Origin of the sequence: Pseudomonas sp. CK-NBRI-02, from assembly GCF_008124495.1 — a bacterium.
Taxonomy (GTDB): domain Bacteria; phylum Pseudomonadota; class Gammaproteobacteria; order Pseudomonadales; family Pseudomonadaceae; genus Aquipseudomonas; species Aquipseudomonas guariconensis.
On record NZ_VSJH01000031.1, the window covers coordinates 87,066 to 111,052 of the forward strand.

At 63.5% G+C, this 23,987-nt stretch carries 17 protein-coding genes; 10 read left to right on the forward strand and 7 right to left on the reverse strand.

Features of this window, described 5'->3' with window-relative positions; translation table 11 throughout:
• Nucleotides 1–5: 5 nt before the first annotated feature.
• Nucleotides 6–1,337 (reverse strand): TldD/PmbA family protein, encoded by a 1,332-nt coding sequence (locus DQ397_RS18690; RefSeq protein ID WP_043207295.1) that lies wholly within the window; start codon nucleotides 1,335–1,337, stop codon nucleotides 6–8.
• A complete protein-coding gene (locus DQ397_RS18695; protein ID WP_043207297.1) occupies nucleotides 1,337–2,779 on the reverse strand; it encodes a TldD/PmbA family protein in 1,443 nt (480 codons plus the stop codon). The genes DQ397_RS18690 and DQ397_RS18695 overlap by 1 nt, the downstream gene beginning before the upstream one ends.
• Before the next feature lie 203 nt (nucleotides 2,780–2,982).
• On the opposite strand from DQ397_RS18695, the gene DQ397_RS18700 reads away from it, so the two are divergent.
• Entirely contained in the window at nucleotides 2,983–3,375 is a 393-nt protein-coding gene (locus DQ397_RS18700; protein ID WP_052352384.1) for a hypothetical protein, read from the forward strand.
• 77 nt (nucleotides 3,376–3,452) lie between these two features.
• On the opposite strand, the gene putA is transcribed toward DQ397_RS18700, so the two are convergent.
• On the reverse strand, nucleotides 3,453–7,406 hold the full coding sequence (gene putA, locus DQ397_RS18705; RefSeq protein WP_043207299.1) for a trifunctional transcriptional regulator/proline dehydrogenase/L-glutamate gamma-semialdehyde dehydrogenase: 3,954 nt from the start codon (nucleotides 7,404–7,406) through the stop codon (nucleotides 3,453–3,455).
• Nucleotides 7,407–7,760: 354 nt separating this feature from the next.
• Between putA and putP the strand changes: the two genes are divergently transcribed.
• The 7 genes from putP to DQ397_RS18740 all read left to right on the forward strand — a co-directional run bounded on the left by putP (nucleotide 7,761) and on the right by DQ397_RS18740 (nucleotide 16,578).
• Nucleotides 7,761–9,239, forward strand: a complete 1,479-nt coding sequence (gene putP, locus DQ397_RS18710; protein WP_043207301.1) for a sodium/proline symporter PutP — start codon at nucleotides 7,761–7,763, stop codon at nucleotides 9,237–9,239.
• A gap of 161 nt (nucleotides 9,240–9,400) precedes the next feature.
• Nucleotides 9,401–10,237 carry a 23S rRNA (adenine(2030)-N(6))-methyltransferase RlmJ gene (locus tag DQ397_RS18715; RefSeq protein WP_043207307.1) on the forward strand — a complete coding sequence of 279 codons (837 nt, stop codon included), beginning with the start codon at nucleotides 9,401–9,403 and terminating at the stop codon, nucleotides 10,235–10,237.
• Between the two features lie 176 nt (nucleotides 10,238–10,413).
• A complete protein-coding gene (locus DQ397_RS18720; protein ID WP_043207308.1) occupies nucleotides 10,414–12,171 on the forward strand; it encodes a carbamoyltransferase in 1,758 nt (585 codons plus the stop codon).
• Nucleotides 12,155–13,285, forward strand: coding sequence for a glycosyltransferase (locus DQ397_RS18725; protein ID WP_043207309.1), 1,131 nt, complete (start codon nucleotides 12,155–12,157; stop codon nucleotides 13,283–13,285). Before DQ397_RS18720 ends, DQ397_RS18725 begins: the two co-directional genes overlap by 17 nt.
• Entirely contained in the window at nucleotides 13,285–14,181 is an 897-nt protein-coding gene (locus tag DQ397_RS18730; protein WP_043207311.1) for an antimicrobial resistance protein Mig-14, read from the forward strand. Before DQ397_RS18725 ends, DQ397_RS18730 begins: the two co-directional genes overlap by 1 nt.
• Nucleotides 14,178–15,593: a PIG-L deacetylase family protein gene (locus DQ397_RS18735; protein WP_043207313.1), complete on the forward strand. Its 1,416-nt coding sequence runs from the start codon at nucleotides 14,178–14,180 to the stop codon at nucleotides 15,591–15,593. Before DQ397_RS18730 ends, DQ397_RS18735 begins: the two co-directional genes overlap by 4 nt.
• 28 nt (nucleotides 15,594–15,621) lie before the next feature.
• Nucleotides 15,622–16,578: a glycosyltransferase gene (locus DQ397_RS18740; RefSeq protein ID WP_043207315.1), complete on the forward strand. Its 957-nt coding sequence runs from the start codon at nucleotides 15,622–15,624 to the stop codon at nucleotides 16,576–16,578.
• 128 nt (nucleotides 16,579–16,706) lie between these two features.
• Here the strand turns inward: DQ397_RS18740 and DQ397_RS18745 are convergent, their stop codons facing one another.
• Entirely contained in the window at nucleotides 16,707–17,312 is a 606-nt protein-coding gene (locus DQ397_RS18745; RefSeq protein WP_043207317.1) for a toluene tolerance protein, read from the reverse strand.
• 224 nt (nucleotides 17,313–17,536) lie between these two features.
• Here DQ397_RS18745 and msbA point away from each other — a divergent pair, with 224 nt between their 5' ends.
• Together msbA and hldE are read left to right on the forward strand one after the other, a co-directional pair.
• Nucleotides 17,537–19,345 (forward strand): lipid A export permease/ATP-binding protein MsbA, encoded by a 1,809-nt coding sequence (gene msbA, locus DQ397_RS18750; RefSeq protein WP_043207321.1) that lies wholly within the window; start codon nucleotides 17,537–17,539, stop codon nucleotides 19,343–19,345.
• Between the two features lie 130 nt (nucleotides 19,346–19,475).
• Nucleotides 19,476–20,897 (forward strand): bifunctional D-glycero-beta-D-manno-heptose-7-phosphate kinase/D-glycero-beta-D-manno-heptose 1-phosphate adenylyltransferase HldE, encoded by a 1,422-nt coding sequence (gene hldE / locus DQ397_RS18755; RefSeq protein ID WP_043207322.1) that lies wholly within the window; start codon nucleotides 19,476–19,478, stop codon nucleotides 20,895–20,897.
• 90 nt (nucleotides 20,898–20,987) lie between these two features.
• Here hldE and DQ397_RS18760 read toward each other — a convergent pair whose 3' ends face one another.
• From DQ397_RS18760 to DQ397_RS18770, 3 genes are read right to left on the reverse strand one after another with little or no spacing between them, the layout of a single operon-like run.
• Complete coding sequence (locus tag DQ397_RS18760; protein WP_043207323.1) at nucleotides 20,988–21,938, reverse strand: hypothetical protein; 951 nt, start codon at nucleotides 21,936–21,938, stop codon at nucleotides 20,988–20,990.
• A 37-nt stretch (nucleotides 21,939–21,975) separates the two neighbouring features.
• The gene (locus DQ397_RS18765; RefSeq protein WP_043207324.1) at nucleotides 21,976–22,788 is read right to left on the reverse strand and encodes an aldo/keto reductase; all 813 of its coding nucleotides are present in this window, start codon (nucleotides 22,786–22,788) and stop codon (nucleotides 21,976–21,978) included.
• Entirely contained in the window at nucleotides 22,785–23,960 is a 1,176-nt protein-coding gene (locus DQ397_RS18770; protein ID WP_102081291.1) for an FAD-binding oxidoreductase, read from the reverse strand. Before DQ397_RS18770 ends, DQ397_RS18765 begins: the two co-directional genes overlap by 4 nt.
• Nucleotides 23,961–23,987 lie beyond the last annotated feature (27 nt).

Sequence of the window (23,987 nt, forward strand, 5' to 3'; positions counted from 1 at the left end):
ACCCATTACAGGGTGAGGGTCAGGGCTTTGACCAGCGCTCCCGGCAAATGACTCGACCCGGTGCTGCGCTGGCCGTAGGTACTGGTCGACAGGATCAGCTCTCGCTCACGCGTCAGGTCTTCCAACTGACTGCCCAGCAGGTTGTACAGGCTGTCATCGAAGCGCATGGTGCCGACCGGCCCCTGGATGCAACCGTCCTGCACCCAGAAGGTGGCGAAACGGGTCAGGCCGGTCATGCGGGCGGCGGGCAGGTCCGAGTAGTTCAGGTACCAGAGATTGCTGATATACAGGCCCGTGCCGAGTCGCTCGAGGACCTGCGCCGAAGGTAGATGCCCCGGAGCCAGGCTCAGTGCACAGGGCGACTCGAAGCTGTCGGCACCGTTGGCCTGCAGGTCGAACTCCGCAGCGCTGCGCGCGCTGACCAAGCGCGCGTGTGCGCGGCCTTCGTGGATCAGGCGCACGTCCTGGCGCGGCGAGCCTTCGTCGGAGAAGGGCGGGCTAAGCGAGCCGCTGACCTGTTCATCGAAACCGACCTGCGGACTGAGGCTGGCATCGCCGGTGTACAGGCGCTGCAGCGCGCTGTTGCCTGTGGCCAGAGCCTGCGCGGAAAAACCACCCCAGCAGAGCATGCCGGCAATCTCGTCCATCGCCGCCGGGGCCAGGTAGGCGCGGTAGCTGCCAGGCTTGAGGATGATTGCCGGGCGGCCAAGGAAATCCAGTTGCTCGCGGGCCTGGCGCAGGCGCGCCACCAGGGCCGCACTGTCCCAGACCTGACCTGCATAATTGGCCTTGACCGCCTGGCCATTGGCGTGGAACAGGCTCCAGTCGAAGTTGAAACTGTTGGCCTGATGCCAGCCAAAGGCCCCGAAGGAGCTGGCGAACCCCCGGCAGATGGGGCCTGCGGCATAGATACCGACCAGGTCCAGATCGCCGGCTTCACGCTCGATCAGTCCAAGAACATCGGCGCAGTCCGGCAGCGCCGCTGCCTGCAGGTTGTGGCTGTGCCAGGCGCTTTCATCAAGACGCAGGTAAGGGTCGACAGGCAGCAGCGGCAGGATCTGACGCAGCTGGGCCAGCGCGTCGCGCAGGCGCTGGCGGTCCAGCTGTGGATCGTCGCCCAGCGTGAAGTGCTGCTCGGCCTGGCGCCCGTCGCGGATCAGGCGCAAGTGCGCGCTGGCCTGGGCGACTTCGCCGGCCTGGCGCACGCGGGCATGGTTGAAGCGGATGAACTGTGAATGCTCGGCACTGTAGCCGAGGGTGAACTGCTCGCCAGCCTGGAGTGCGTCGCGCAGGGCGCCTGTCAGGTCCTCGAAGCGTTGCTGGGGCGTGGCGCTCATCAAGCGTCTCCTCCGAATACGTCGATCTGGCGGAACACGCATGCCGGCGAGGCATGGCCAACCCGTACCACCTGGTTGGGTTCGCCCTTGCCGCAGTTTGGCGTGCCCAGTACCTGGAACGTGCTGCGATCGCCGACGGCGGCGAGATTGCCCCAGAACTGCGCGGAGATGCCGCGGTAGTTGGGGTTCTTCACTACGCCTTTGAGTTCGCCGTTTTCGATCAGTTGGCCCCACTCGCAGCCGAACTGGAACTTGTTGCGTGCGTCGTCGATGGACCAGGAGCGGTTGGTGCGCATGAGGATGCCATGCTCGATACTACCGATCAGCTGCGCCAACGACTGGTCGCCCGGCTCGATGTTGAGGTTGGCCATGCGATCGATCGGCGCGCGATTCCAGCCACAGGCCCGGCTGTTGGCCACGCCATCCAGTCCCGAGCGGTACTGCGACAAGGCGCCGCCCAGCGGGCGCAGCAGCAGGCCGTCGCGGATCAGGAACTGCTTGCTCGCCGCAGTGCCGTCGTCGTCGAAGCTGTAGCTGGCCAGCTCTTCGGCGATAGTCGGGTCGAAGGTCACGTTGAGCAGCTTCGAGCCGTATTGCAGGTGACCAAAGTCGCTTGCCTTGACGAAGCTGGTGCCGGCGTAGTTTCGTTCGTCGCCCAGGATACGGTCCATCTCCAGCGGGTGGCCGATGGACTCGTGGATCTGCAGCATCATCTGGTCTGGCATCAGCAGTAGGTCGCGCGGGCCGCTGGGGGTATTGGGCGCGAGCAGCAATTGCAGGGCCTCGTCGGCGATGCGCCTGGCCGCACCGACCAGGCCACAGCGTTCGATCACCTCGAAGCCGCCTTGCTGGCCGAAGTTCTCCCTGCCTAGGCTGCGGCTCTGGCTGTCCTGGCCATCGCTTGCGGTCACGCCCAGGCCCGGGAACAGGAAACGTTGGGCATGGCGCAGCTCGGCGCCTGCAGAATTGAGGTAGGTCTGCTCGACAAGGCTGATGCCCAGGCTCGCCTGCCAATCAACCAGGCGGCTGTCCTTGGGCACGCTGGCCGACTCGGCGGTGAGCAGCTCGAGGCACTCGGCAAGGCTAGGCAGGGGATGTTCGAAGTGGGGCGAAACATGGTCATGGCGCTCGCTGGCCACCGGTTGCCCGCTCAGGTCCAGCAGACTGTAGGCGGCGATCGTGCGAGCCAGCGCCTCGGCCTGTTCGAGGGCGCGTTGCAGACCGGCTTGGGACACGTCGGCGGTGGCAGCGTAGGCTTCCACGCCCTTGACGCGCACGGTGAGCATGGCGCCTTCGTCCTGGCTGAAGAATGGTGGCTCGGCCACATTGCGACGCACCGACAGACTCTGGTGCGACTGCTTCACATGGCGCAGGGAAAACACCTCGGCCGAACTGCGCAGCGCGGCAAAGCGCTGGCGTAGCAAGGCATTGGAATCGAACATGCGGGAACCTCCGGTGCGCGGTGGCTCCCCCTAGAACCACCCCCTCTTGCAGGCCCAGGCAGGCTATGTTGCCTGACTTGAGCGGTGCGAGGTCATTATGGCAGCCTCGCCCTTGGTCGGTGGAAGAAATAACGTGCGGCCTGAATCGTCAAAAGGTGAATTTTGTTGTGAACAGCAGACGGATCAGCTGGTGGTGCTGGGGCATGTTCGATGCCCTGTTGTTAATCGACTACATATTCAAAGCGATCGCCAGCGGCAGGATTCCATTCGTTTCCGACGTGTTGCGGATTCCTGTGATCGCCAGCGACGAAGGTACGGCGACCGCGGTGCTTTTTGCCTTGCGCTTGGGCCTGCTGGTGTCAGTGGGCATCAGTTGTGCGCTGTTTTTCACTCAGCGCAATGCCGTGAAATGGCTGGTGGGGTTGCAACTACCGCTCAGGCTGCTCTTTTTCATTCCCTCTGTTTCGATCTTCTATCTGTACGAGGGCTATCAAGCGTCAGCACATCCACTGATGTTCTTTTTGATCGTGCTGGCGTGTGAGCTGTTCAAAATCTGGACGCTCTGGTTCTTCGGTAGAAACCAGGTGTCCATCTGATTGGGTGAGCGGGAATCTGGCGTTGTAAACATAAAAAAGGAGAGCCGAAGCTCTCCTTTTTCGTTTACCGCGTTGGATCAGCCGATGGTCATGAGGCTGGCGTTGCCACCTGCTGCTGCGGTGTTGACGCTCACGGCGCGCTCGATTACCAGACGCTCCAGAGCGATCTGGTGGTCGCCGCTGGAGAGACCATGGACGCCGACGATGGCGCCGGCGCGCTTGGCCACTTGCTCGCACACGCCGCGCAGCTGGTCAGAGTCGCCGTGGTGGATGACGGCATCGAAGGCGACGTCGTCCTTCTGCCAGTCGGCCACCAGCTTGACCTTGGCCTGCAGCTCCTTCGGCAGGCGGGCACGCAGGCTCTTGCCGGGCTCTGCGTCGGCCCATACCGCCGAGCTGCCCACGGCCAGTACGGCAGCCAGTTGGGCCAGCAGGTCGGCATCGTTGTCGGCCAGGCAGAGCACGTGCTCACGTGGCAACACGGTATAGGTGTTGCGCTCGCCGGTCGGGCCGGGCAGCACGCGGCTGATACCGCTCTGGGACTGGGCGGCGAACTGGTCGCACAGGCTGGCCAGCTCACCCAGCTGGCTGCTGGCAGCCCAGGTCTTGAGGGTGTGCAGCGGCTTGATCAGTTGGTCGCGCAGGACAGTATCGACCTTGCCTTCGCCGTCGACACGCTGGAAGTGGCGGGCGATGGCGTCGGCCGGGCGGGTCGACAGCAGGCGGTACAGGTAGAGCGGACCGCCGGCTTTCGGGCCAGTGCCGGACAGGCCTTCGCCACCGAACGGCTGGACGCCGACCACGGCGCCGACGATGTTGCGGTTGACGTACATGTTGCCGGCATTGACGTTGTCCACCACCTTGGCGATGGTCTCGTCGATGCGGGTGTGCACGCCCAGGGTCAGGCCGTAGCCGGAGGCGTTGATCTGCTCGATCAGCTGGTCGAGGTCCTTGCGGTTGTAGCGCACCAAGTGCAGGACCGGGCCGAAGATCTCACGCTTGAGTTCGTCGAAGCTTTCGAGCTCGATCAGGGTCGGCATCACGAAGGTGCCGCGCTTGATCTCTTCACCTTCGGCGATGGCGACCTGGTAGACCGTACGACCTTTGTCGCGCATGCCCTGGATGTGCTTCTCGATGCCTGCCTTGGCTTCGGCGTCGATGACCGGGCCGATGTCCACGGACAGACGTTCCGGGTTGCCCAGGCGGCTTTCGGCCATGGCGCCCTTGAGCATCTCGATCACGCGGTCGGCGGAGTCTTCCTGCAGGCACAGCACACGCAGTGCCGAGCAGCGCTGGCCGGCGCTGTCGAACGCGGAGGACACCACGTCAATGACCACCTGCTCGGTCAGGGCCGAGGAGTCGACGATCATGGCGTTCTGGCCGCCGGTCTCGGCGATCAGCGGAATCGGACGGCCTTGGTTATCCAGACGGCCAGCAATGTTGCGTTGCAGCAGGCGAGCGACTTCGGTGGAACCGGTGAACATCACGCCTTTGACGCGCTCGTCACCGACCAGTCCGGCACCGACGGTTTCGCCGCGGCCTGGCAGCAGTTGCAGCACGCCTTCAGGGATACCGGCTTCCAGCAGCAGGCGCACAGCCTGGGCGGCGACCAGCGGGGTCTGTTCGGCAGGCTTGGCCAGGACCGGGTTGCCGGCGGCCAGGGCCGCGGCGACCTGGCCGGAGAAGATCGCCAGCGGGAAGTTCCACGGACTGATGCACACCACCGGCCCAAGCGGGCGGCAGCTGTCATTGCTGAAATCGTTGCGTGCCTGCACCGCGTAGTAGCGCAGGAAGTCCACCGCTTCGCGCACTTCGGCGATGGCGTTGGCGTAGGTCTTGCCGGCTTCGCGCACCAGCAGGCCCATCAGCGGCTGGATATCGGCTTCCATCAGGTCGGCGGCGCGTTCGAGGATCGCGGCGCGTTCGGCTGGCGGCGTGGCCTGCCAGATCGGAGCGGCGTTGAGTGCGCACTGGATGGCATTGTCGACGTCCTCGACAGTGGCTTCCTGCACGTGACCGACGACATCGCGGTGGTCGGCCGGGTTGAGCACTTGCACGGCAGGTTGCTCGCTGGCGGCGCAGGCCAGCAGCGGGGCCGCTTTCCAGTCATTGTGGGCAGTGGCCAGCAGTGCGCAGGACAGCGACGCCAGGCGGTGTTCGTTGGCCATGTCGATGCCGGCCGAGTTGGCCCGCTCGCTGCCATACAGTTCACGCGGCATAGGAATGCGCGGATGCGGCAGGCCGATGCTGCCCTCCTGGGTGCCCATGCGCTCGATGCTGGCGACCGGATCGGCGACCAGTTCCTGGATCGAGATCGAGTGGTCGGCGATGCGGTTGACGAACGAGGTGTTCGCACCGTTTTCCAGCAGACGACGGACCAGGTAGGCCAGCAGGGTTTCGTGGGTGCCGACCGGGGCGTACACGCGGCATGGACGATTCAGCTTGCCTTCGGAGACCTTGCCCACCACCTGCTCGTACAGCGGTTCGCCCATGCCGTGCAGGCACTGGAACTCGTACTGGCCTGGGTAGTAGTTCTGGCCGGCAATGTGGTAGATGGCCGAAAGGGTGTGGGCGTTGTGGGTGGCGAATTGTGGATAGATGGCTTCCGGTACCGACAGCAGCTTGCGAGCGCAGGCGATGTAGGAGACGTCGGTGTACACCTTGCGGGTGTAGACCGGATAGCCTTCCAGGCCCTCGACCTGGGCGCGCTTGATCTCGCTATCCCAGTAGGCGCCCTTGACCAGACGGATCATCAGGCGGTGGCGGCTGCGCTTGGCCAGGTCGATGACGTAGTCGATCACGTACGGGCAGCGCTTCTGGTAGGCCTGGATGACGAAGCCGATGCCGTTCCAGCCAGCCAGCGATGGCTCGAAGCACAGGCGCTCGAGCAGGTCCAGGGACAGCTCCAGGCGGTCGGCTTCCTCGGCGTCGATGTTCAGGCCGATGTCGTACTGCTTGGCCAGTTGAGTCAACGACAGCAGGCGCGGGTACAGCTCCTCCATCACGCGCTCGTACTGGGCGCGGCTGTAGCGCGGGTGCAGGGCGGAGAGCTTGATGGAGATGCCCGGGCCTTCATAGATGCCACGGCCGTGGGAGGCTTTGCCGATCGAGTGAATCGCCTGCTCATAGGAGGCCAGGTACTTCTGGGCGTCGTGCTCGGTCAGGGCGGCCTCGCCGAGCATGTCGTAGGAGTAACGGAAGCCCTTGGCTTCGAACTTGCTGGCGTTGGCCAGGGCCTCGGCGATGGTCTCGCCGGTGACGAACTGTTCGCCCATCAGGCGCATGGCCATGTCGACGCCCTTGCGGATCATCGGTTCGCCGCTCTTGCCGATGATGCGGGTGAGCGAGGAGGTCAGGCCGGATTCGTTGTGGGTGGAGACCAGCTTGCCGGTCAGCAGCAGGCCCCAGGTGGCGGCATTGACGAACAGCGACGGACTGTTGCCCAGGTGCGGCTGCCAGTTGCCGGTGCTGATCTTGTCACGGATCAGGGCGTCACGGGTGCCTTTGTCCGGGATGCGCAATAGCGCCTCGGCCAGGCACATCAGCGCCACGCCTTCCTGGGACGACAGGGAGAATTCTTGCAGCAGGCCCTGGACGATGCCGGCGCGGCCGCTGGCGCTCTTCTGGTTGCGCAGTTTCTCGGCGATGCCGGCCGCCAGCTTGTTGGTGGCCTCGGCCTGCTCGGTGGAGAGACGCGCCTGCTCCAGCAGCATCGGCACAACTTCAGGTTCCGGGCGACGGTAGGCGGCAGTGATGGCCGAGCGCAGGACCGATTGCGGCAAGATGCTTTCAGCGAATTCGAGGAAGCACTGGTGGCTGTGGTCGGGCTGGACGTCGCCGGCATCGTCGCCGAGGCTGGCGGCATGGCCGTTGAGTTCGTTCAGGGTGGCGCCACCCTCGAGCTTCTCCAGATAGTTGAAGATCGCTTGCTTGATCAACCAGTGCGGCGTGCGGTCGATGGACTGCGCAGCTGCTTTGAGTCGCTCACGGGTCGGGTCGTCGAGTTTGACCCCAAGGGTGGTCGTCGCCATTTCTTATCCTCGTTATTGCCACGGATGTGGCCTAAGCTGGCGGCAAGATTAGCTGTAGGGCAATCCGGGTGCAACCGGGTGCAACCCGTTTTTTGATCGGCGTAGGTGCAACTCGTCCGACGGCTCCATGGGTGGCAGGAAAATGTACTTTCTTGGTGCTTTTTCTTATGAAAAACCCGGTTTTTGAAACAAAAAGGTGCAAAGAAGCGGTTTTGTCTGAAAATGCAGGTGTAGGTGCAACTTGCAAATGAAAAATGGTTGCACCTCGTTCGTGTTGTTGCATAGGATGCGCCGCCTAGGTGCAACCGCCTTGCCGGCGGTCGCAAAACATAAAAACAACGCCAGGGCACAACCATGGGCAATCCACTCACGATCACCTTCGTGATCTACATTGCGGCAATGGTGCTGATCGGCTTCGCCGCCTATCGCTCCACCAAGAACCTCTCCGACTACATCCTGGGCGGTCGCAGCCTTGGTAGCGTGGTCACCGCGCTTTCCGCCGGCGCCTCCGACATGAGCGGCTGGCTGCTGATGGGCCTGCCGGGCGCTATCTATTTCGCGGGTCTTTCCGAAGCCTGGATCGCCATCGGCCTGACCGTCGGCGCCTACCTCAACTGGCTGTTCGTCGCCGGTCGCCTGCGTGTGCAGACCGAGTTCAATGGCGATGCCCTGACCCTGCCGGACTACTTCTCCAGCCGTTTCGAAGACAACAGCGGTCTGCTGCGGGTCATCTCGGCGATCGTCATCCTGGTGTTCTTCACCATCTACTGCGCCTCCGGCATCGTTGCCGGTGCCCGCCTGTTCGAAAGCACCTTCGGCATGCCTTACGAGACCGCCCTGTGGGCCGGCGCGGCCGCTACTATCGCCTACACCTTCGTCGGTGGCTTCCTGGCGGTCAGCTGGACCGACACCGTACAGGCTTCGCTGATGATCTTCGCGCTGATCCTCACTCCGATCATCGTGCTGATCTCCACGGGTGGCTTTGACACCACCTTCCTGGCCATCGAAGCGCAGAACCCTGCCAACTTCGACATGTTCCGCGGCGCGACCTTCATCGGCATCATCTCGCTGATGGGCTGGGGCCTTGGCTACTTCGGCCAGCCTCACATCCTGGCGCGTTTCATGGCCGCCGACTCGGTCAAGTCGATCGCCAAGGCCCGTCGCATCTCCATGACCTGGATGATCCTGTGCCTGGCCGGTACCTGCGCCGTCGGTTTCTTCGGTATCGCCTACTTCTCGGCTCACCCTGAGGTCGCAGGTCCCGTCACCGAGAACCATGAGCGTGTGTTCATCGAGCTGGCCAAGATCCTGTTCAACCCCTGGATCGCGGGTGTCTTGCTGTCGGCCATCCTGGCTGCGGTGATGAGTACCCTGAGCTGCCAGCTGCTGGTGTGCTCCAGCGCGCTGACCGAAGATTTCTACAAATCCTTCCTGCGCAAGAATGCTTCCCAGCGTGAACTGGTCTGGGTCGGCCGCCTGATGGTGCTGGCTGTGGCTCTGATCGCCATCGCCATGGCCGCCAATCCGGAAAACCGCGTACTGGGCCTGGTGGCCTACGCATGGGCAGGTTTCGGTGCCGCTTTCGGTCCGGTCGTGCTGATCTCCGTGCTGTGGAAGGGCATGACCCGCAACGGCGCACTGGCCGGTATCGTGGTCGGCGCCCTGACGGTGATTCTGTGGAAGAACTATGTTGGGCTGGGTCTGTACGAAATCATCCCGGGCTTCCTGTTCGCCAGCATCGCCATCGTAGTGGTGAGCAAGCTGGGTGCCCCGACCGGCAGCATGGTATCGCGCTTCGAGAAAGCCGACGCGGCGTATCACGCCGAGAAGTGATCCTGCGTTAGGACAGCTGCTTTGTTCGCGGCAAGCCCGTTCCCACAGGCTCCAGTTGCCTGGGGGCGGGCTTGACCGCGAGTGCAGCATGCGCCGATCGACAGCCAGGCCTGACTCCGCCTGCCTGACAAGGTAAACTTGTCGCCCCCGCAGGAGTTGCCATGAACTATCGTCACGCCTTCCACGCCGGCAATCACGCCGACGTCCTCAAGCACATCGTGCTGACTCGCCTCATCGCCCTGATGTCGCGCAAGGAGCAGCCGTTCGCCTACATCGATACCCATGCCGGCCTCGGTCTGTATGATTTGCAGGGCGACCAGGCGACCCGCACCGGTGAGTACCTCGAAGGTGTCGCCCGACTGTGGAATCGCGAAGACCTGCCGGCCGTCACCGCTGACTACCTGCGAATCATCAAACGCCTGAATCCGGACGGCGAGCTGCGCTATTACCCCGGATCCCCGGAGCTGGCGCGGCGCCTGATGCGTCAGCAGGATCGGGCGCTGCTCAACGAGAAGCACCCCGAAGACGGCCCGCTGCTCAAGGAAAACATGAAGAAGGACCCACGGGTGGTCGTGCACCTGGGCGAGGGCTGGCACGTGCCTCGGGCATTGCTGCCGGTGCAGGAGAAGCGCGCGGTGATGTTGATCGACCCGCCTTTCGAGCAGGCCGATGAGCTCAAGCGCTGCACCGTGGCGATGAAAGAGGCGATCGGCCGCATGCGCCAGACCGTCGCTGCGATCTGGTACCCGATCAAGGATCAGCGATCGCTCACGCGGTTCTATCAAGACCTCACCAGCACCGGGGCGCCCAAGCTGCTGCGGGTCGAGTTGTATGTCCATCATCAGGACAGCCCCCAGGGTCTCAATGGCTCGGGCCTGGCTATCGCCAACCCGCCGTGGGGTCTGGAAGAGGAGCTGCGCGAGTTGTTGCCGTGGTTGGCCAAGGAGCTGGCGCAAACGGCCGGCAGCTTCCGTATGGACTGGCTGATCGCCGAGTGACAAGGGCCTGTTGCGCAGCCATGCCAGGCTGCGAACTCGCTCGTGGTACAGCGCTGCTTCCTGTAGCCCCTTCCAGCAATCGCACCCCCTGCTGTTTGCGTTATAATTCCGCCCTTTAGCCGCCATCCGCCTGCAAGGCCGATGGCGCATCCCTACCGAAAGAAGAGGCTAGACCCTTGGCATTGACGATTCTTGGCCTGTCCGGCGCCCTTAGCCATGACCCTTCCGCGGCCCTGTACATCGACGGCAAACTGGTTGCCGCCGCCGAAGAAGAGCGCTTCGTGCGTGACAAGCATGCGAAGAACCGCATGCCCTACGAGTCGGCGAAGTTCTGCCTGGAGCAGGCCGGCATCAAGCCGTCCGACGTCGACGTAGTGGCCATTCCGTTCGCCCCCATCAGTCTGTTCGGCAAGGCGCGCTGGCACTATGCCAAGCGCTACTGGTACGCCCCGGACCGCGCCCTCGACGCGATCCTGATGGGCAACCGTCGCTACAAGCGTTACCGCAAGAAGATCGTCTGGTGCCTGGAGCAACTGGGCTTCGACCCGAAGAAGATCAAGATCGAACCGGTCGAACACCACCTGGCCCACGCCTCCAGCGCCTACCACTGCTCGGGCTTCAAGGAAAAGACCGCGATCCTGGGTATCGACGGCAAGGGCGAGTACGCCACCACCTTCTTCGGCTACGGCGAGAACGGCAAGATCCACAAGATCAAGGAGTTCTACGATCCGGACTCCCTGGGTGGCCTGTATGGCGCGATCACCGAGTTCCTCGGTTTCGAGATGCTCGATGGCGAATTCAAGGTCATGGGCATGGCGCCCTATGGCGACGCCAGCAAGTATGACTTCTCCCGTCTGGCCAGCTTCGAGAACGGCGAGCTGGTGATCAACACCGAGTACGCCAACGTCATTGGCCTGCGCCGCTATAAAGAGAAGGGCAAAGGTTTCTACTTCTCGCCCAAGCTGATCGAGTGGCTGGGGCCCAAGCGCGAAGGCGACATCGCCGACGAGCCATATATCCACTACGCCGCGAGCATGCAGGCGCTGTTCGAGAAGCTCGCGCTGCAAATGATCGACTACTACCTGGGCGACATCCTCAAGCAGGGTGGCAAACTCGCCTTCGCCGGCGGCTGCGCGCTGAACGTCAAGCTCAACCAGAAAATCATCGCCCGCCCAGACGTCAAGGAACTGTTCGTGCAGCCTGCCTCGGGCGATGCCGGTACCGCCGTCGGTGCCGCAGCGTATGTTTCCCACGCCCGCGGCGTGCCGGTCGAGAAGATGGAGCACGTCTACCTCGGCCCTTCGTACTCCAACGAAGACGTGATCGCCGCCTGTGCCCGTCATCCAAATGCACCGAAATGGCGCAAGATCGACGACATGCCGCAGCGCATCGCCAAGATCATGGTCGATGGCAACCCAGTGGCCTGGTTCCAGGGCCGCATGGAGTTCGGCCCGCGTGCGCTGGGTGGTCGTTCGATCATCGGTTGCCCGAGCGTGCCGGGCGTGGCCGACCGGATCAACGAGCAGATCAAGTTCCGCGAACGCTGGAGACCCTTCTGCCCGTCGATGCTCGACACTGTAGGGCCGCAGATGATCAAGGTCGATCACCCCGCGCCGTTCATGACCTTCACCTTCGAGGTCGCCGAGGAATGGAAAACCCGTGTACCAGAGGTGGTCCACGAGGACGGCACCTCTCGCGCCCAGGTGCTCAAGCGTGAATACAACCCGCGTTACTACGACATGATGAAGGCCCTCGAGGACCTGACCGGCAACGGCGTGTCGCTGAACACGTCGCTCAACCGCCGTGGCGAACCCATGATCTGCTCGCCGACCGATGCCCTGAACATGTTCTTCGGCTCGGACCTGCAGTACCTGATCATGGAGGACATCCTGGTAGTCAAGGACGGCGCGGCGCCTTATGACCAACCGCTCTGAACGGCGCGTCCTGCAGTTCTGCCACGGCTATGACGGGCCATTCCTCGATTGCGCCCGTCAATATGCCAGTCTGTTCCAGGGCAGCGGCTACAAGGTCACCACGGTCTTTCTCACCGGAAAGGCCGACCCCCAGGTAGCCGCAGGCTGCGCGTCGGACGAAGTGCTGTTTCTGGAGTTCAGCTCCAAGGCCGTACGTGGCCTGAAGCTGGGCGCGATCGCCGCGTTGCGCAAGATCGCCGCGGCCCGCGACTTCAGCTTCTGCATCGCCCACCGCTTCAAGCCGATCTATGTGGCTCTGCTGGGTACCCGCTTGCCGGTGATCGGCGTGCACCATGCGTTCGGTGACTACCAGCGCGGCGGTCGGCGCCTGTTCGCCAACCTGTTCAAAAAGCGTCTGAGCCTGCTCGGCGTTTCCGATGCGGTGCGTGACGACATGCGCCATTGCCTGGCGCAGTGGCCGGTCGAGCGAATCCAGACACTGTACAACCGCATCGATGTCCAGGGGCTGCAGGCCGGCCTGGTGCCTCGTGAGGAGGCGCGCCGGGCGCTGGGGCTCGATCCGCAGGCCTGGGTCGTCGGCAACGTCGGTCGCCTGCATCCCGACAAGGACCAGGCCACTTTGCTTCGCGGCTTTGCCGAGGCGCTACCCGATCTGCCAGCTGGCGCCCGTCTGGCGATCCTGGGAGAGGGCCGCCTGGAAGCTGCGCTCAAAGCGCAGGCGGCGCAGCTGGGTATTGCCGGTCAGGTGGATTTTCTGGGCCAGGTGCCCAATGCGCGGCGCTATTTCCAGGCGTTCGACGTGTTCGCCCTGAGCTCCGACCATGAGCCGTTCGGCATGGTTCTGCTGGAGGCGATGGTCGCCGGCGTACCGCTGCTCGCCACGGCGTGTGGTGGGGCCCTCGAGGTGGTTGAAGGCGTGGGCGTGCTGTTCCCGCTTGGGGATGCCGCTCAGCTGGCCCAAGGCCTGAAGCATATGGCCGGGCTGGATGCGGCGCAGCGCCAGGCGTGCGCCGAGCACATGCTACAACGCCTGCATGAGCGATTTTCCGACCAGGCCGTACGCGAGGCCTTCTGGGCCTTGCCGCAGGTGCGGGCATTGGTGGCGGAGGCGTGATGCTCAATCATATCCGGGCCCTGCGCGAGCGCGGCTGGTCCGTCATCGACGGTCAGGCCTACGCCGATGCCTGGCATCGTTTCGGCGGCAGTGTCGCCACCCATCCGCAGGTGGTCGAGCAATTGGCGGACCTGGCGCAGATCCCTGTGCGTTACCTGGGTTGGCACCACGCTGGCGAGCTCAAGGCTGCTATTCCAACTTGGGGGCGTCACCTGGCGCTGTCCAAGGACGTGCTCAAGCGCCACGGTAAGAAGGGCCTGTTCGACCTGGGCAATGCGGAAATCATCCTGCCCGCAGCTCCCGATGCCGGTGCGCCACTGCGCCATGCAGCGCGTTATCTTTCCGAGTTGAACCAAGGTCGATTCACTGGGCTCAAGGCGCAAGCCGAGCAGCTGGCCATGGCCCGTGCCCATGAAGACTTGTCGAAGAAGTTCCGTTACAACCAGCGCCGCGAGCTGCGCCTGCTGGAAGAGGCGGGCGGTGTGGTGCGGCCGATCAGCGACTTCAGCGCGACCGAAATTGCCGCCATCTACTGCGACCTGTTCATGCGCCGCTGGGGGTTCCCGGCCACGGGCGCGGCGCGTATGGCTGAGGTGCTGGAGCGCCTGCGTGACCTGTTGATCGGCTCGGTGTTGCTGCTCGATGGGGCGCCGATCGCGATCCAGCTGGTGTACCGGGTCGAGGCGCCGGAATGGATCAGCGTCGAATACATCAACGGCGGTGTCGACCCAGAGACCAAGGCCTTCAGCCCGGGCAGCGTCCTGAGCTTCCTCAATACCCAGGCTGCCTGGGAGGACGCCAGGGCGCGCAACAAACCGCTGCGATTCTCCTTCGGTCGCGCCGACCGCGAGTACAAGGACCGCTGGTGCAACCCTGTGCCGGTGTTCCAGTCGTGAGCCGCAAGCAGCAGTTGCTCAAACGCCATCGGCGCAACAAGCGCCTGGGGCTGCTGGCCGGGCTCATGGTGCTGGCCGCCCTGGGGGTATTGACTTGGTGGTGGCTGCCACTGGTGCTATTGCCGCTGGTGTGGATTGCCCACGAGGCCTGGTTCGCTGATCATCTGTTCTATTCGCCCTCCGAAGACTATGCCTACCGCTTCGGCGAATTGACCCGCCAGGCCGCTGCGCGGCTTCAGGGTGACCGGCTCCAGGTCGATGTGCCACTGGCAGGCGATGAGACGCTGATCCTCGAAGTACGGGTCAAAGCCAACTGGTTGGGGCGTTTTCTCGACCCGCAGGTGCTGCTTGATGGTGAGTCCGAGCAGGACTGCCAGACTTTCGAACGCGGCGTCGATGGTGTCCGCTTCCTGAACCTGACCGGTTTCGCCGCGCCCCTGATGGCGGGTGTCTTGCGTTTGCGCGGTCGCCACTGTCGGCTGGTCGGCGAGCCTCGCCTGTGGATAACCCCCTCGGTCGAATTGCACAAGCGCCGTGTGATGGTCATCGCACCCCATGCAGATGACGCTGAGCTTGCTGCCTATGGCCTGTATAGCCAGGCCGAAGAAGCCTGGGTGGTCACCCTGACCGCAGGTGAGATCGAGGCCGAGCACTATCAGCAGATGGGCCTGCCCAAGGCTGAGGCGGCGCGCCTGAAGGGCCGTCTGCGCGCCTGGGACAGCATCGCGGTGCCGCGCTGGGCGGGCGTGCCTGAGTCGCGCTGTGTGCAGTTGGGCTATTTCTGTCTGCAATTGCCGGCGATGCAAGCGGCGCCGGACATGCCGGTGGGCTCGCGTGAGGCGGACATGGCCGACATCCGCCCCTTCCGCCGATTCAACCCCTTCGACTTGCCAGGCGATGCTGATGGTGCACCGACCTGGAACAACCTACTGGCCGATCTGCGCGCCGTCCTGGAGCGGGCGCGGCCCCAGGTGCTGGTGATGCCACATCCACAGCTCGATCCACATCCGGATCACATCTGTGCCCAAGCGGCGGTGCTCGAAGCGTTGCAGGGCCTGGACTGGCAGCCCGAGACGCTGCTGTGCTACGCCAACCACCTGCACGACAATGACCGCTGGCCGATGGGTGACAGCGGCGACGGCGTTGCCTTGCCCCCGCAGTTGAGTGCCGACCAGGTCTGGGCACCCTGCAGCCAGGTATTGAGTCTTGCCATCCAGCGCGACAAGGCCATGGCCTTGGGCATGATGCATGACCTGCAGCCCAGCGCGCCGTTCAAGCGTCGCTTGCGGCGTGCCCTGCAACGCTGGCTGGCCGGACGCAAGCCATCGCCTTATGGCGAGAACGAATTCTTCCGCAAGGCGGTACGCCGCCACGAGCTGTTCTGGCGTCGCACGTTTGAGCGCGACGAATGATTGAAGGCGCAGAGGCCCAAGCAAAGCAATGAAAGTCCTATTTCTGGTGCAGAAGGAGCAACGGGCGATCCTCGACCGCCTGTACGATGGGGTGGCCGCCAATTGCGATTGCGACCTGCGCTGGCTGAGCAGCGAGGACCAGCGCAACCTGCGCCGCTACTTCAAGCGCGAGGTGGATGTCACGCGCTATGACCGGATCGTGTTCTTCCTACGCTTCAAGCAGGAGATCCGCCAGGTCCCGTTCATCCGCAGCGTGCCCAACCTGGTGATTCTCGAGCACGACGCCTACCAGAACTACATACCGTGCAAGTACACCGGCAAGTTCAGTGCGCATTATCGCCAGTTGCCGTGGGCTCGGGTGATCAGCTCCGGCTATATGGTCAGCGAGCGCCTGCGCCAGGAAGGTTTCGACGCAGTGTTCGTGCCCAAGGGTTACGACGAGCAATTGCTCACAGACCAGGGGCGCGAGCGCGATATCGAGCTGGCCTTCGTCGGCAGCACTGGAAGCGTCGCCTACAGTGGTCGCAAGGCGTTACTCGATGAGCTTGGTCAGGTGGAGAACCTGGTGGTCACCCGCACCAAGTCCGGCGAGGACTACTGCAATACGCTCAACCGTATTCGCTTCTTCGTCAGCGCCGATGTGGGCATGGGCGAATACATGATCAAGAACTTCGAGGCCATGGCCTGTGGCTGCGTGCTGCTGGCCTATGACCAGGGCGAGGCGGAGAACCGTGCACTGGGTCTTGAGGACATGCACAACGTGGTGCTGTACGACAGCATTCCGACCTTGCGGGAGAAATTGGCGGTACTGCGCAACGACCCCGAACTTGCCGAGCGCATCGCGCGTAATGGTCGTGAGCTTGCGGTGTCACGCTTTAGCTTCGCCCAGGTAGGACGCAGCATCGTCGAGCATCTGGTACCTGCGCTGCGTCCGCATCCGCCGCTGACCCGTTGGCAGCGTCTGCGCCTGGCACTGGGATTCTGACCGGCTTCTTTTACCTGGGGCTCGGCGGCGGCTTCCAGCTGCCGGGGCCGGTGTGCGGCCCAGCGCAGTCTTGGTAGGTGCTGGCGAAGCGGCCCCAGGGCCTGACAGCCGCTATCGATTAGAAGGCCTCAATGGGCCAGCAGGGCAGCCTCGAAATCGGCGACGGGGAACTGATTGGCGAGTTTTTCTCGCTCGATGTACCGCGCCATGTGCTGGACGTTGCGCCGAACCATTCGCGCCGAAAGCGGTGCACGCAGGAAGCGCATGTCCGCCACATCGATCAGCCCAAGGCGCTGGTCGGGTGTCATCACCACGTTACCCAGGTGCAACGAGCGGAAATAAATGCCCGAACGGTGCAAGTGACGGATCAACTCGATCAGTTGAGGCATAAGGGCGTCCCAACTGAACCCAGGTTTGCGCGACAGCTGCAGCAGTGTTTCGCCCGGCAGTGGGCGGTACAGCACGGCGGTGCGTCCTGGCAGTTCGAGCTTGTGGTGGCTGATCACCTGCAGGGTCGGGATCCCCAGTTGTGTCAGGCGTGCCGCATTCTCGACGAAGCGTTGCGAGTAGGGGCGCAACAATGCAGATGAAATCAAACGCTTGCGACGAAAGATTTTAAGGATATTGCCATTCCCTAGCAGGTAGACTTTGGCGCCGTAGCTATCTGCCTCTAGAACCTTGGCACCGAGTGTCAGCTGATCGAAGTCGACCTGGGAGAGCCGGGAGCATTGCATGGGTAGGGCCTTGTCGTCTGGCAAGCAAAATGACCGGCAATAATGCCGAAAATAACGCGCCAGTACCATGATGGTGGCGTTGGATTGTTTCAGGGATCGAAGCCAAGAAGCATTGCGCCGGCCTGCGAAGAGGCTGGTCATGTGGGTCTGGTGCTGCCCCGACGGGTACCCTAGACAAACCCTGTGTTAAAATTTCCGGTTCAACCTGAACAGCGAGCTCGATGATGGCCGAAACACCGCTACCGGCGGAGCAAACCTCCAGCCTGAAGATCTACTTCCGGCTGCTGAGCTACGTCAAACCCTATATCGGCATTTTCCTGCTGAGTATCGTGGGCTTCGTGATCTTCGCCTCCACCCAGCCGATGCTGGCGGGGATTCTCAAGTATTTCGTCGATGGATTGAGCGATCCACAGGCGGTCCTGTTCCCGGACGTGCCCTACCTCAAAGACATGCAGTTGCTGCAGGCCGTGCCGTTGCTGATCATCCTGATCGCAGCCTGGCAGGGCCTGGGCTCGTTCCTGGGCAACTACTACTTGGCCAAGGTCTCCCTGGGGTTGGTGCATGACCTGCGGGTGGAGTTGTTCAACAAGCTGTTGGTGCTGCCGAACCGCTATTTCGACAGCCACAACTCCGGTCACCTGATTTCCCGCATCACCTTCAACGTGACCATGGTCACCGGCGCCGCCACCGATGCGATCAAAGTGGTGATTCGCGAAGGCCTGACCGTGGTGTTCCTGTTCGCCTACCTGCTGTGGATGAACTGGAAGCTGACCTTGGTGATGGTTGCCATCCTGCCGGTCATCGCCCTGATGGTCAGCACCGCGAGCAAGAAGTTTCGCAAGCAGAGCAAGAAGATCCAGGTGGCCATGGGGGACGTCACCCATGTAGCCTCCGAGACCATCCAGGGCTATCGCGTGGTCCGCAGCTTCGGCGGCGAGGCGTACGAGCAGCGTCGCTTCAGCAACGCCAGCCAGAGCAATACGGACAAACAACTGCGCATGACCAAGACCGGCGCGCTGTACACGCCGATGCTGCAGCTGGTGATCTACAGCGCCATGGCCGCGCTGATGTTCCTGGTACTGTTCCTGCGTGGCGATGCTTCGGCGGGCGACCTGGTGGCTTACATCACCGCCGCGGGCCTGCTGCCCAAGCCGATCCGCCAGCTTTCGGAAGTCAGCTCGACCATCCAGAAGGGCCTGGCCGGCGCCGAGAGCATCTTCGAGCAGTTGGACGAGAAGCCCGAGGTGGACACCGGTACCGTGGAAAAGGACAAGGTGGAAGGCCGCCTGGAGGTGCGCAACCTCAGCTTCACCTACCCAGGCACCGAGCGCCAGGTACTGAGCGACATCAGCTTTACCGCCGAGCCTGGGCAGATGATCGCACTGGTTGGGCGTTCCGGCAGCGGCAAGTCCACGCTGGCGGCGCTGATTCCACGCTTCTATCACCATGATCAGGGGCAGATCCTGCTCGATGGCGTGGAGATCGAACAATACCGACTGCGCAATCTGCGTCGACATGTGTCCCAGGTGACGCAGCACGTCACTCTGTTCAACGATACCGTGGCCAACAACATCGCCTATGGCGACCTGGCCGGTGCGCCGCGTGAGGCGATCGAGGCGGCGGCTGCCGATGCCTACGCCAAGGATTTCGTCGACCAGCTACCCAAGGGTTTCGACACCGAAGTCGGCGAGAACGGCGTGCTGCTTTCCGGTGGCCAGCGCCAGCGCTTGGCGATTGCCCGCGCACTGCTCAAGAACGCACCGCTGCTGATCCTCGACGAGGCGACCTCGGCACTGGATACCGAATCCGAGCGGCACATCCAGGCGGCGTTGGACCACGTGATGGAAGGCCGCACCACCCTAGTGATCGCCCACCGCCTGTCGACCATCGAGAAGGCCGACCTGATTCTGGTCATGGACCAAGGCCGCCTGGTGGAGCGTGGCACCCACGCCGAGCTGCTCCAGGCCAATGGCCATTATGCCCGCTTGCACGCCATGGGGCTGGATGAGCCGGAAAAGGCCGATATCACCTGACCCCCCTGAATCGGGGCCCTCTCGGCCCCGATCATCATTGGTAACGCACAGATCGCAGCTGGCCATAAAGCCGTCGCCGACCCTGTGCTAATATCCTGCCCCTGTTCATTATTTTTCATATGGGTTGCCCATGAAGTTGTCCATGCCGCGTTTCGATCAAGCCCCGGTCCTGGTGGTCGGTGATGTCATGCTCGACCGCTACTGGCATGGCGGTACCTCGCGGATCTCTCCCGAAGCACCGGTGCCGGTGGTCAAGGTCGAGCAGATCGAGGATCGCCCCGGCGGCGCGGCCAACGTCGCACTGAACATCGCTGCCCTTGGCGCGCCTGCCTCGCTGGTCGGCGTGACCGGTCAGGACGAGGCTGCCGACAGCCTCGCCAACAGCCTGCAGGCTGCAGGTGTGCGCTCGGTCTTCCAGCGCATCGCTCATCAGCCGACCATCGTCAAGCTGCGGGTCATGAGCCGTCACCAACAGCTGTTGCGCATCGATTTCGAAGAACCGTTCGCCACCGACCCGTTGTCGTTGGGCGAGGAGGTCGATGAGCTGCTCGAAGGCATCAAGGTGCTGGTCCTGTCCGACTACGGCAAGGGGGCGCTGAAGAACCATCAGAGCTTGATCCAGGCGGCGCGGGCCAAGGGCATTCCAGTGTTGGCCGACCCCAAGGGCAAGGACTTCTCCATCTACCGTGGCGCCAGTCTGATCACCCCGAACCTCAGCGAGTTCGAGACGATCGTAGGTCGTTGCGCCGACGAGGCCGAACTGGTCGCCAAGGGTCTGCAATTGCTCCAGGATCTGGAACTGGGCGCGCTGCTCGTGACCCGTGGCGAGCATGGCATGACCCTGCTGCGCACCGGGCACCCGGCGCTGCACCTGCCCGCCCGGGCCCGTGAAGTGTTCGATGTCACCGGTGCCGGCGATACCGTGATCTCGACCCTGGCCGCAGCCATTGCCGCCGGCGAGGATCTTCCCCACGCTGTCGCGCTGGCCAACCTGGCTGCAGGTATCGTGGTCGGCAAACTGGGTACCGCTGCCATCAGCGCGCCGGAGCTGCGCCGGGCGATCCAGCGTGAAGAGGGCTCCGAGCGCGGCGTGCTCACCCTCGACCAGTTGCTGCTGGCCATCGATGATGCCCGGGCACACAACGAAAAGATCGTCTTCACCAACGGGTGTTTCGACATTCTCCACGCTGGGCATGTGACCTATCTGGAACAGGCTCGCGCTCAAGGTGACCGCCTGATCGTGGCGGTCAATGACGATGCTTCGGTCAGCCGTCTCAAAGGGCCGGGTCGTCCAATCAACAGTGTCGACCGTCGCATGGCCGTACTGGCTGGCCTGGGGGCTGTGGATTGGGTCATCAGTTTCCCTGAAGGCACGCCGGAAAACCTGCTCAGCCAGGTCAAACCGGACGTGCTGGTCAAGGGCGGCGACTATGGCATCGACCAGGTGGTCGGCGCCGATATCGTCAAGGCCTACGGTGGCACCGTGAAGGTACTGGGACTGGTGGAGAACAGCTCGACCACCGCCATCGTCGAGAAGATCCGCAAGCACTGATCTGCAACGTAGGTATCGCGTGACAATTCCCCCATAGCGCAATGCTTGTGGGGAGCTTGTCACGCGATTGGCCTGTAAGGCCTGCTGTCGTTACTTGTGCAGTGCGCGCTGCAACAGCGCCCGCGCCTTATCGCTGAATCGCTGCAGGTGCGAGGTCGGCACCTGCTCAAGGCCTTGTTGCTTGATCCACTCTTTCCAACGAATCCGCTCATCTTTCACCACCCAGCCTTCCTGTCGGGCAAAGCTTTCGGCCAGGTACAGGCCGCGGGTGCTTGCAGGCACCAGTTGGTCTTTCTTCAAGGTATAGAGCTCGGCCGTGGGCTGGCCATCGATCAGTGGCATCAGATACAAGTCAGGGCGCTTGCGGTTCAGGCGTGCGACCAGTTGGTCGCCTTCCAGCCGTTCGTCGACATGGAACAAACTGAGCGACTTGGCCTCCCGGGGGACCTGCAGGCGAAGGTCATAGATCAACTGCAGGGATGCCGTTGGCAGGTGCACATAGGCGCGTGGGCGTTCCAGCAGCATGAGGTTGTCGCAGTGAACCGGACGGGCTGCACCGGACTCGGGGGACAGAACAAACGGTAATGCCTCGCGGTAGTGCAGGGCGTCGGCGTAGGGGGCTGGCAGCCAGGTATCGTTGAAACGCCCACCGAGCCAGCCTTCGGGCGTCTCCATCAGGCACTCCTCGGCCACCTCCTGGATGGCGGTGTGCAGCGGCAGGTTCAGTTCCTGGGCCGGGACATAACCGGAAATAAGCTTGAGCACGACATCGCCGCGATCCTGGCGGCGCTGGCGCACCAGCACCCAGTAATCGCGATGCTGCCAATGCAAGGTCAGACGCACCGATACCCCGAGGTTGGCCAGTTCGACCACGAAACGCTCCGGGTTGCCCAGCTGAATGGCTTTGCGTCGCTGCTGCACCTGGGAGAAGTTCAACGGCATGCCGATGGGCTTGTAGGTCAGGCCGTCGGGCGTGGCTTCGACATGCAGCGGTAAAGTTTTGAAGTTGCTCGGGTTCTTGCGGATCAGCGTTCGCGGCACGAGGCTCCTCCTTGCGTTGGGCGCCCGTCTGGGCGATTCAAGGCCGTCCCAGGATTCGGGCGACGGTGGCCACGTTATGGGCCAGGTGCAACGGGTTTATGGTACCGACGATAGCACTGCTCACCCCCGGGTGGGAGAACAGCAGCTCGAAGCTGGCCTGCACCGGATCGACCCCGGGCGCGAGGCAGATGTGCCCGCTGGCCAAGGCCTTTTTCACCAGGATGGCCTTGCCGTGTTCGGCAGCGTAGTCCAGCACCGGGCGTTCTGCCTGCTCGTTGAGGTTGTAGGTGACCATGGCGCAGTCGCCTTGCTCCAGCGCCTTGAGTCCGCCGGCTACGGTCTTGCCGGACAGGCCGTAGCCGAGGATCTTGCCTTCCTGCTTGAGTTCGGCGAGGGTCTGGTAGACGCCTTGCTGTTCGAGGATTGCCAGGTCGTTGCCATCCGAATGCACCAGCACCAGCTCGATGCGGTCGGTCTCCAGACGACGCAGGCTGCGCTCCACCGACAGGCGAGTATGGGCGGCGCTGAAGTCGAATCGGGACTGGCCGTCCTCGAACTCCTCACCCACTTTGCTGACGATCACCCACTCGTCGCGCTGCCCGCGCAACAGCGGCCCCAGGCGTTCCTCGCTGCGGCCATAGGCAGGGGCGGTGTCGATGAGATTGATACCCAGCTCTCGCGCCTGGGCCAGCAACAGCCGGGCCTCGTCATCACCTGGAATGGTGAAACCGGTGGGGTACTTGACGCCCTGGTCCCGGCCGAGCTTGACGGTGCCCAGGCCCAGCGGCGAGACCTTCAGGCCGGTGCTGCCCAGCGGGCGATGGAGGTCGTGCAGGGTCGGCAGGCTCATGGCAGCAGTTGCTCCCAGGCAGGCACGCCAACCGGGGGGCGGGGCAAGTCGGCCAGGTCCGGTTGGGCGGTGGGGCGGATGCCGTCCCGATCCAGGCTCGCCAAGACGCGATCAGCAAAGTCCGGTGCCAGGGCCAGCTTCGTCGGCCAGCCCACCAGCAGGCGCTGCTGGTCAGCCAGGAAGGCGTTGTCCGGGCGTACCAGGCCTGATTGCGCAGGTTCTGCGCGGTCGACACGCAGGGTGGCCCAGCGAACTGGGCTCTGGTCGACCCATGGCAACAGGCTGGCGATTTCCTTTTGCGCCGCGGCGATCTGCGCCGCAGGCTCGCGGGCGACCCCCTCGGCTTCGGCCAAATCCCCCCCCAGGTACCAAACCCACTGCCCGTCCGCAGCCGGGTGGGTGGTGACGGTCACCCGAGGCTTGGGGCCGCCGCCCAGGCAGTGGGCGTAGAGCGGTTTGAGATTCGGCCCCTTGGCCATGACCATATGCAGCGGACGGCGTTGCATGGCGGGTTGGCTCAGGCCCAGGGCCTGGAGCAGCGCCTCGGTGCCCGCGCCGGCGCTGAGGACGATGCGTTGGGCACGAATTTCACGGTCATCGACACGCAAGCCGACGAGCTCGTCGCCTTCTTTCAAGGGTTCGATGCGCTCGCCGGCCAGTAGGCTGTCGCCGGCCAGTTCGGCCAGGTTGGCGAGCAGGCTGGGCACGTCGATGACCAGTTCGGCCAGGCGATAGACCTTGCCCTTGAAGGCACGATCCTGCAGAGCGGGGGGCAATTGATCGCCCTTGACCTGATCGACCCGACCGCGCACGGCTTTGCTGGCGAAGAAGCTGGTGAGGTTGCCGGCCAGGGTGCCAGGAGACCACAGGTAGTGGGCTTCGGAGAGAATGCGGGTCTTGCCGAGGTCGAGCTCGCCGTTGCCGGCCAGTGCTTCGCGCCAGCGGCGAGGCATGTCGGCGATGGCCTCCGATGCGCCGGTCAGGGCGCCATGCAGGGCGTACTTGGTACCGCCGTGGATGATGCCCTGGGACTTGATGGTCTGCTCGCCGCCGAGGCTGGCGCGCTCGACCAGCACGGTCGAGTACCCCAGGCGCTGCAGCCGGGCATTGAGCCAGAGGCCTGCGACCCCGGCGCCGACGATCAGCACGTCAGTGGAAATGGCAGATGGCATGCGGGCACCTCTAGTACTGGGACAGTT

What these genes read in the sequence shown, in the direction of transcription:
- DQ397_RS18715 (WP_043207307.1), top strand. Translation starts at nt 9,401, where the DNA reads ATGAACTATCGTCACGCCTTCCACGCCGGCAATCACGCCGACGTCCTC.
- DQ397_RS18765 (WP_043207324.1), bottom strand. Translation starts at nt 22,788, where the DNA reads ATGAGCCTGCCGACCCTGCACGACCTCCATCGCCCGCTGGGCAGCACC.
- DQ397_RS18725 (WP_043207309.1), top strand. Translation starts at nt 12,155, where the DNA reads ATGACCAACCGCTCTGAACGGCGCGTCCTGCAGTTCTGCCACGGCTAT.
- DQ397_RS18730 (WP_043207311.1), top strand. Translation starts at nt 13,285, where the DNA reads ATGCTCAATCATATCCGGGCCCTGCGCGAGCGCGGCTGGTCCGTCATC.
- hldE (WP_043207322.1), top strand. Translation starts at nt 19,476, where the DNA reads ATGAAGTTGTCCATGCCGCGTTTCGATCAAGCCCCGGTCCTGGTGGTC.
- DQ397_RS18690 (WP_043207295.1), bottom strand. Translation starts at nt 1,337, where the DNA reads ATGAGCGCCACGCCCCAGCAACGCTTCGAGGACCTGACAGGCGCCCTG.
- DQ397_RS18700 (WP_052352384.1), top strand. Translation starts at nt 2,983, where the DNA reads ATGTTCGATGCCCTGTTGTTAATCGACTACATATTCAAAGCGATCGCC.
- msbA (WP_043207321.1), top strand. Translation starts at nt 17,537, where the DNA reads ATGGCCGAAACACCGCTACCGGCGGAGCAAACCTCCAGCCTGAAGATC.
- DQ397_RS18740 (WP_043207315.1), top strand. Translation starts at nt 15,622, where the DNA reads ATGAAAGTCCTATTTCTGGTGCAGAAGGAGCAACGGGCGATCCTCGAC.
- putP (WP_043207301.1), top strand. Translation starts at nt 7,761, where the DNA reads ATGGGCAATCCACTCACGATCACCTTCGTGATCTACATTGCGGCAATG.
- DQ397_RS18745 (WP_043207317.1), bottom strand. Translation starts at nt 17,312, where the DNA reads ATGCAATGCTCCCGGCTCTCCCAGGTCGACTTCGATCAGCTGACACTC.
- DQ397_RS18770 (WP_102081291.1), bottom strand. Translation starts at nt 23,960, where the DNA reads ATGCCATCTGCCATTTCCACTGACGTGCTGATCGTCGGCGCCGGGGTC.
- DQ397_RS18695 (WP_043207297.1), bottom strand. Translation starts at nt 2,779, where the DNA reads ATGTTCGATTCCAATGCCTTGCTACGCCAGCGCTTTGCCGCGCTGCGC.
- putA (WP_043207299.1), bottom strand. Translation starts at nt 7,406, where the DNA reads ATGGCGACGACCACCCTTGGGGTCAAACTCGACGACCCGACCCGTGAG.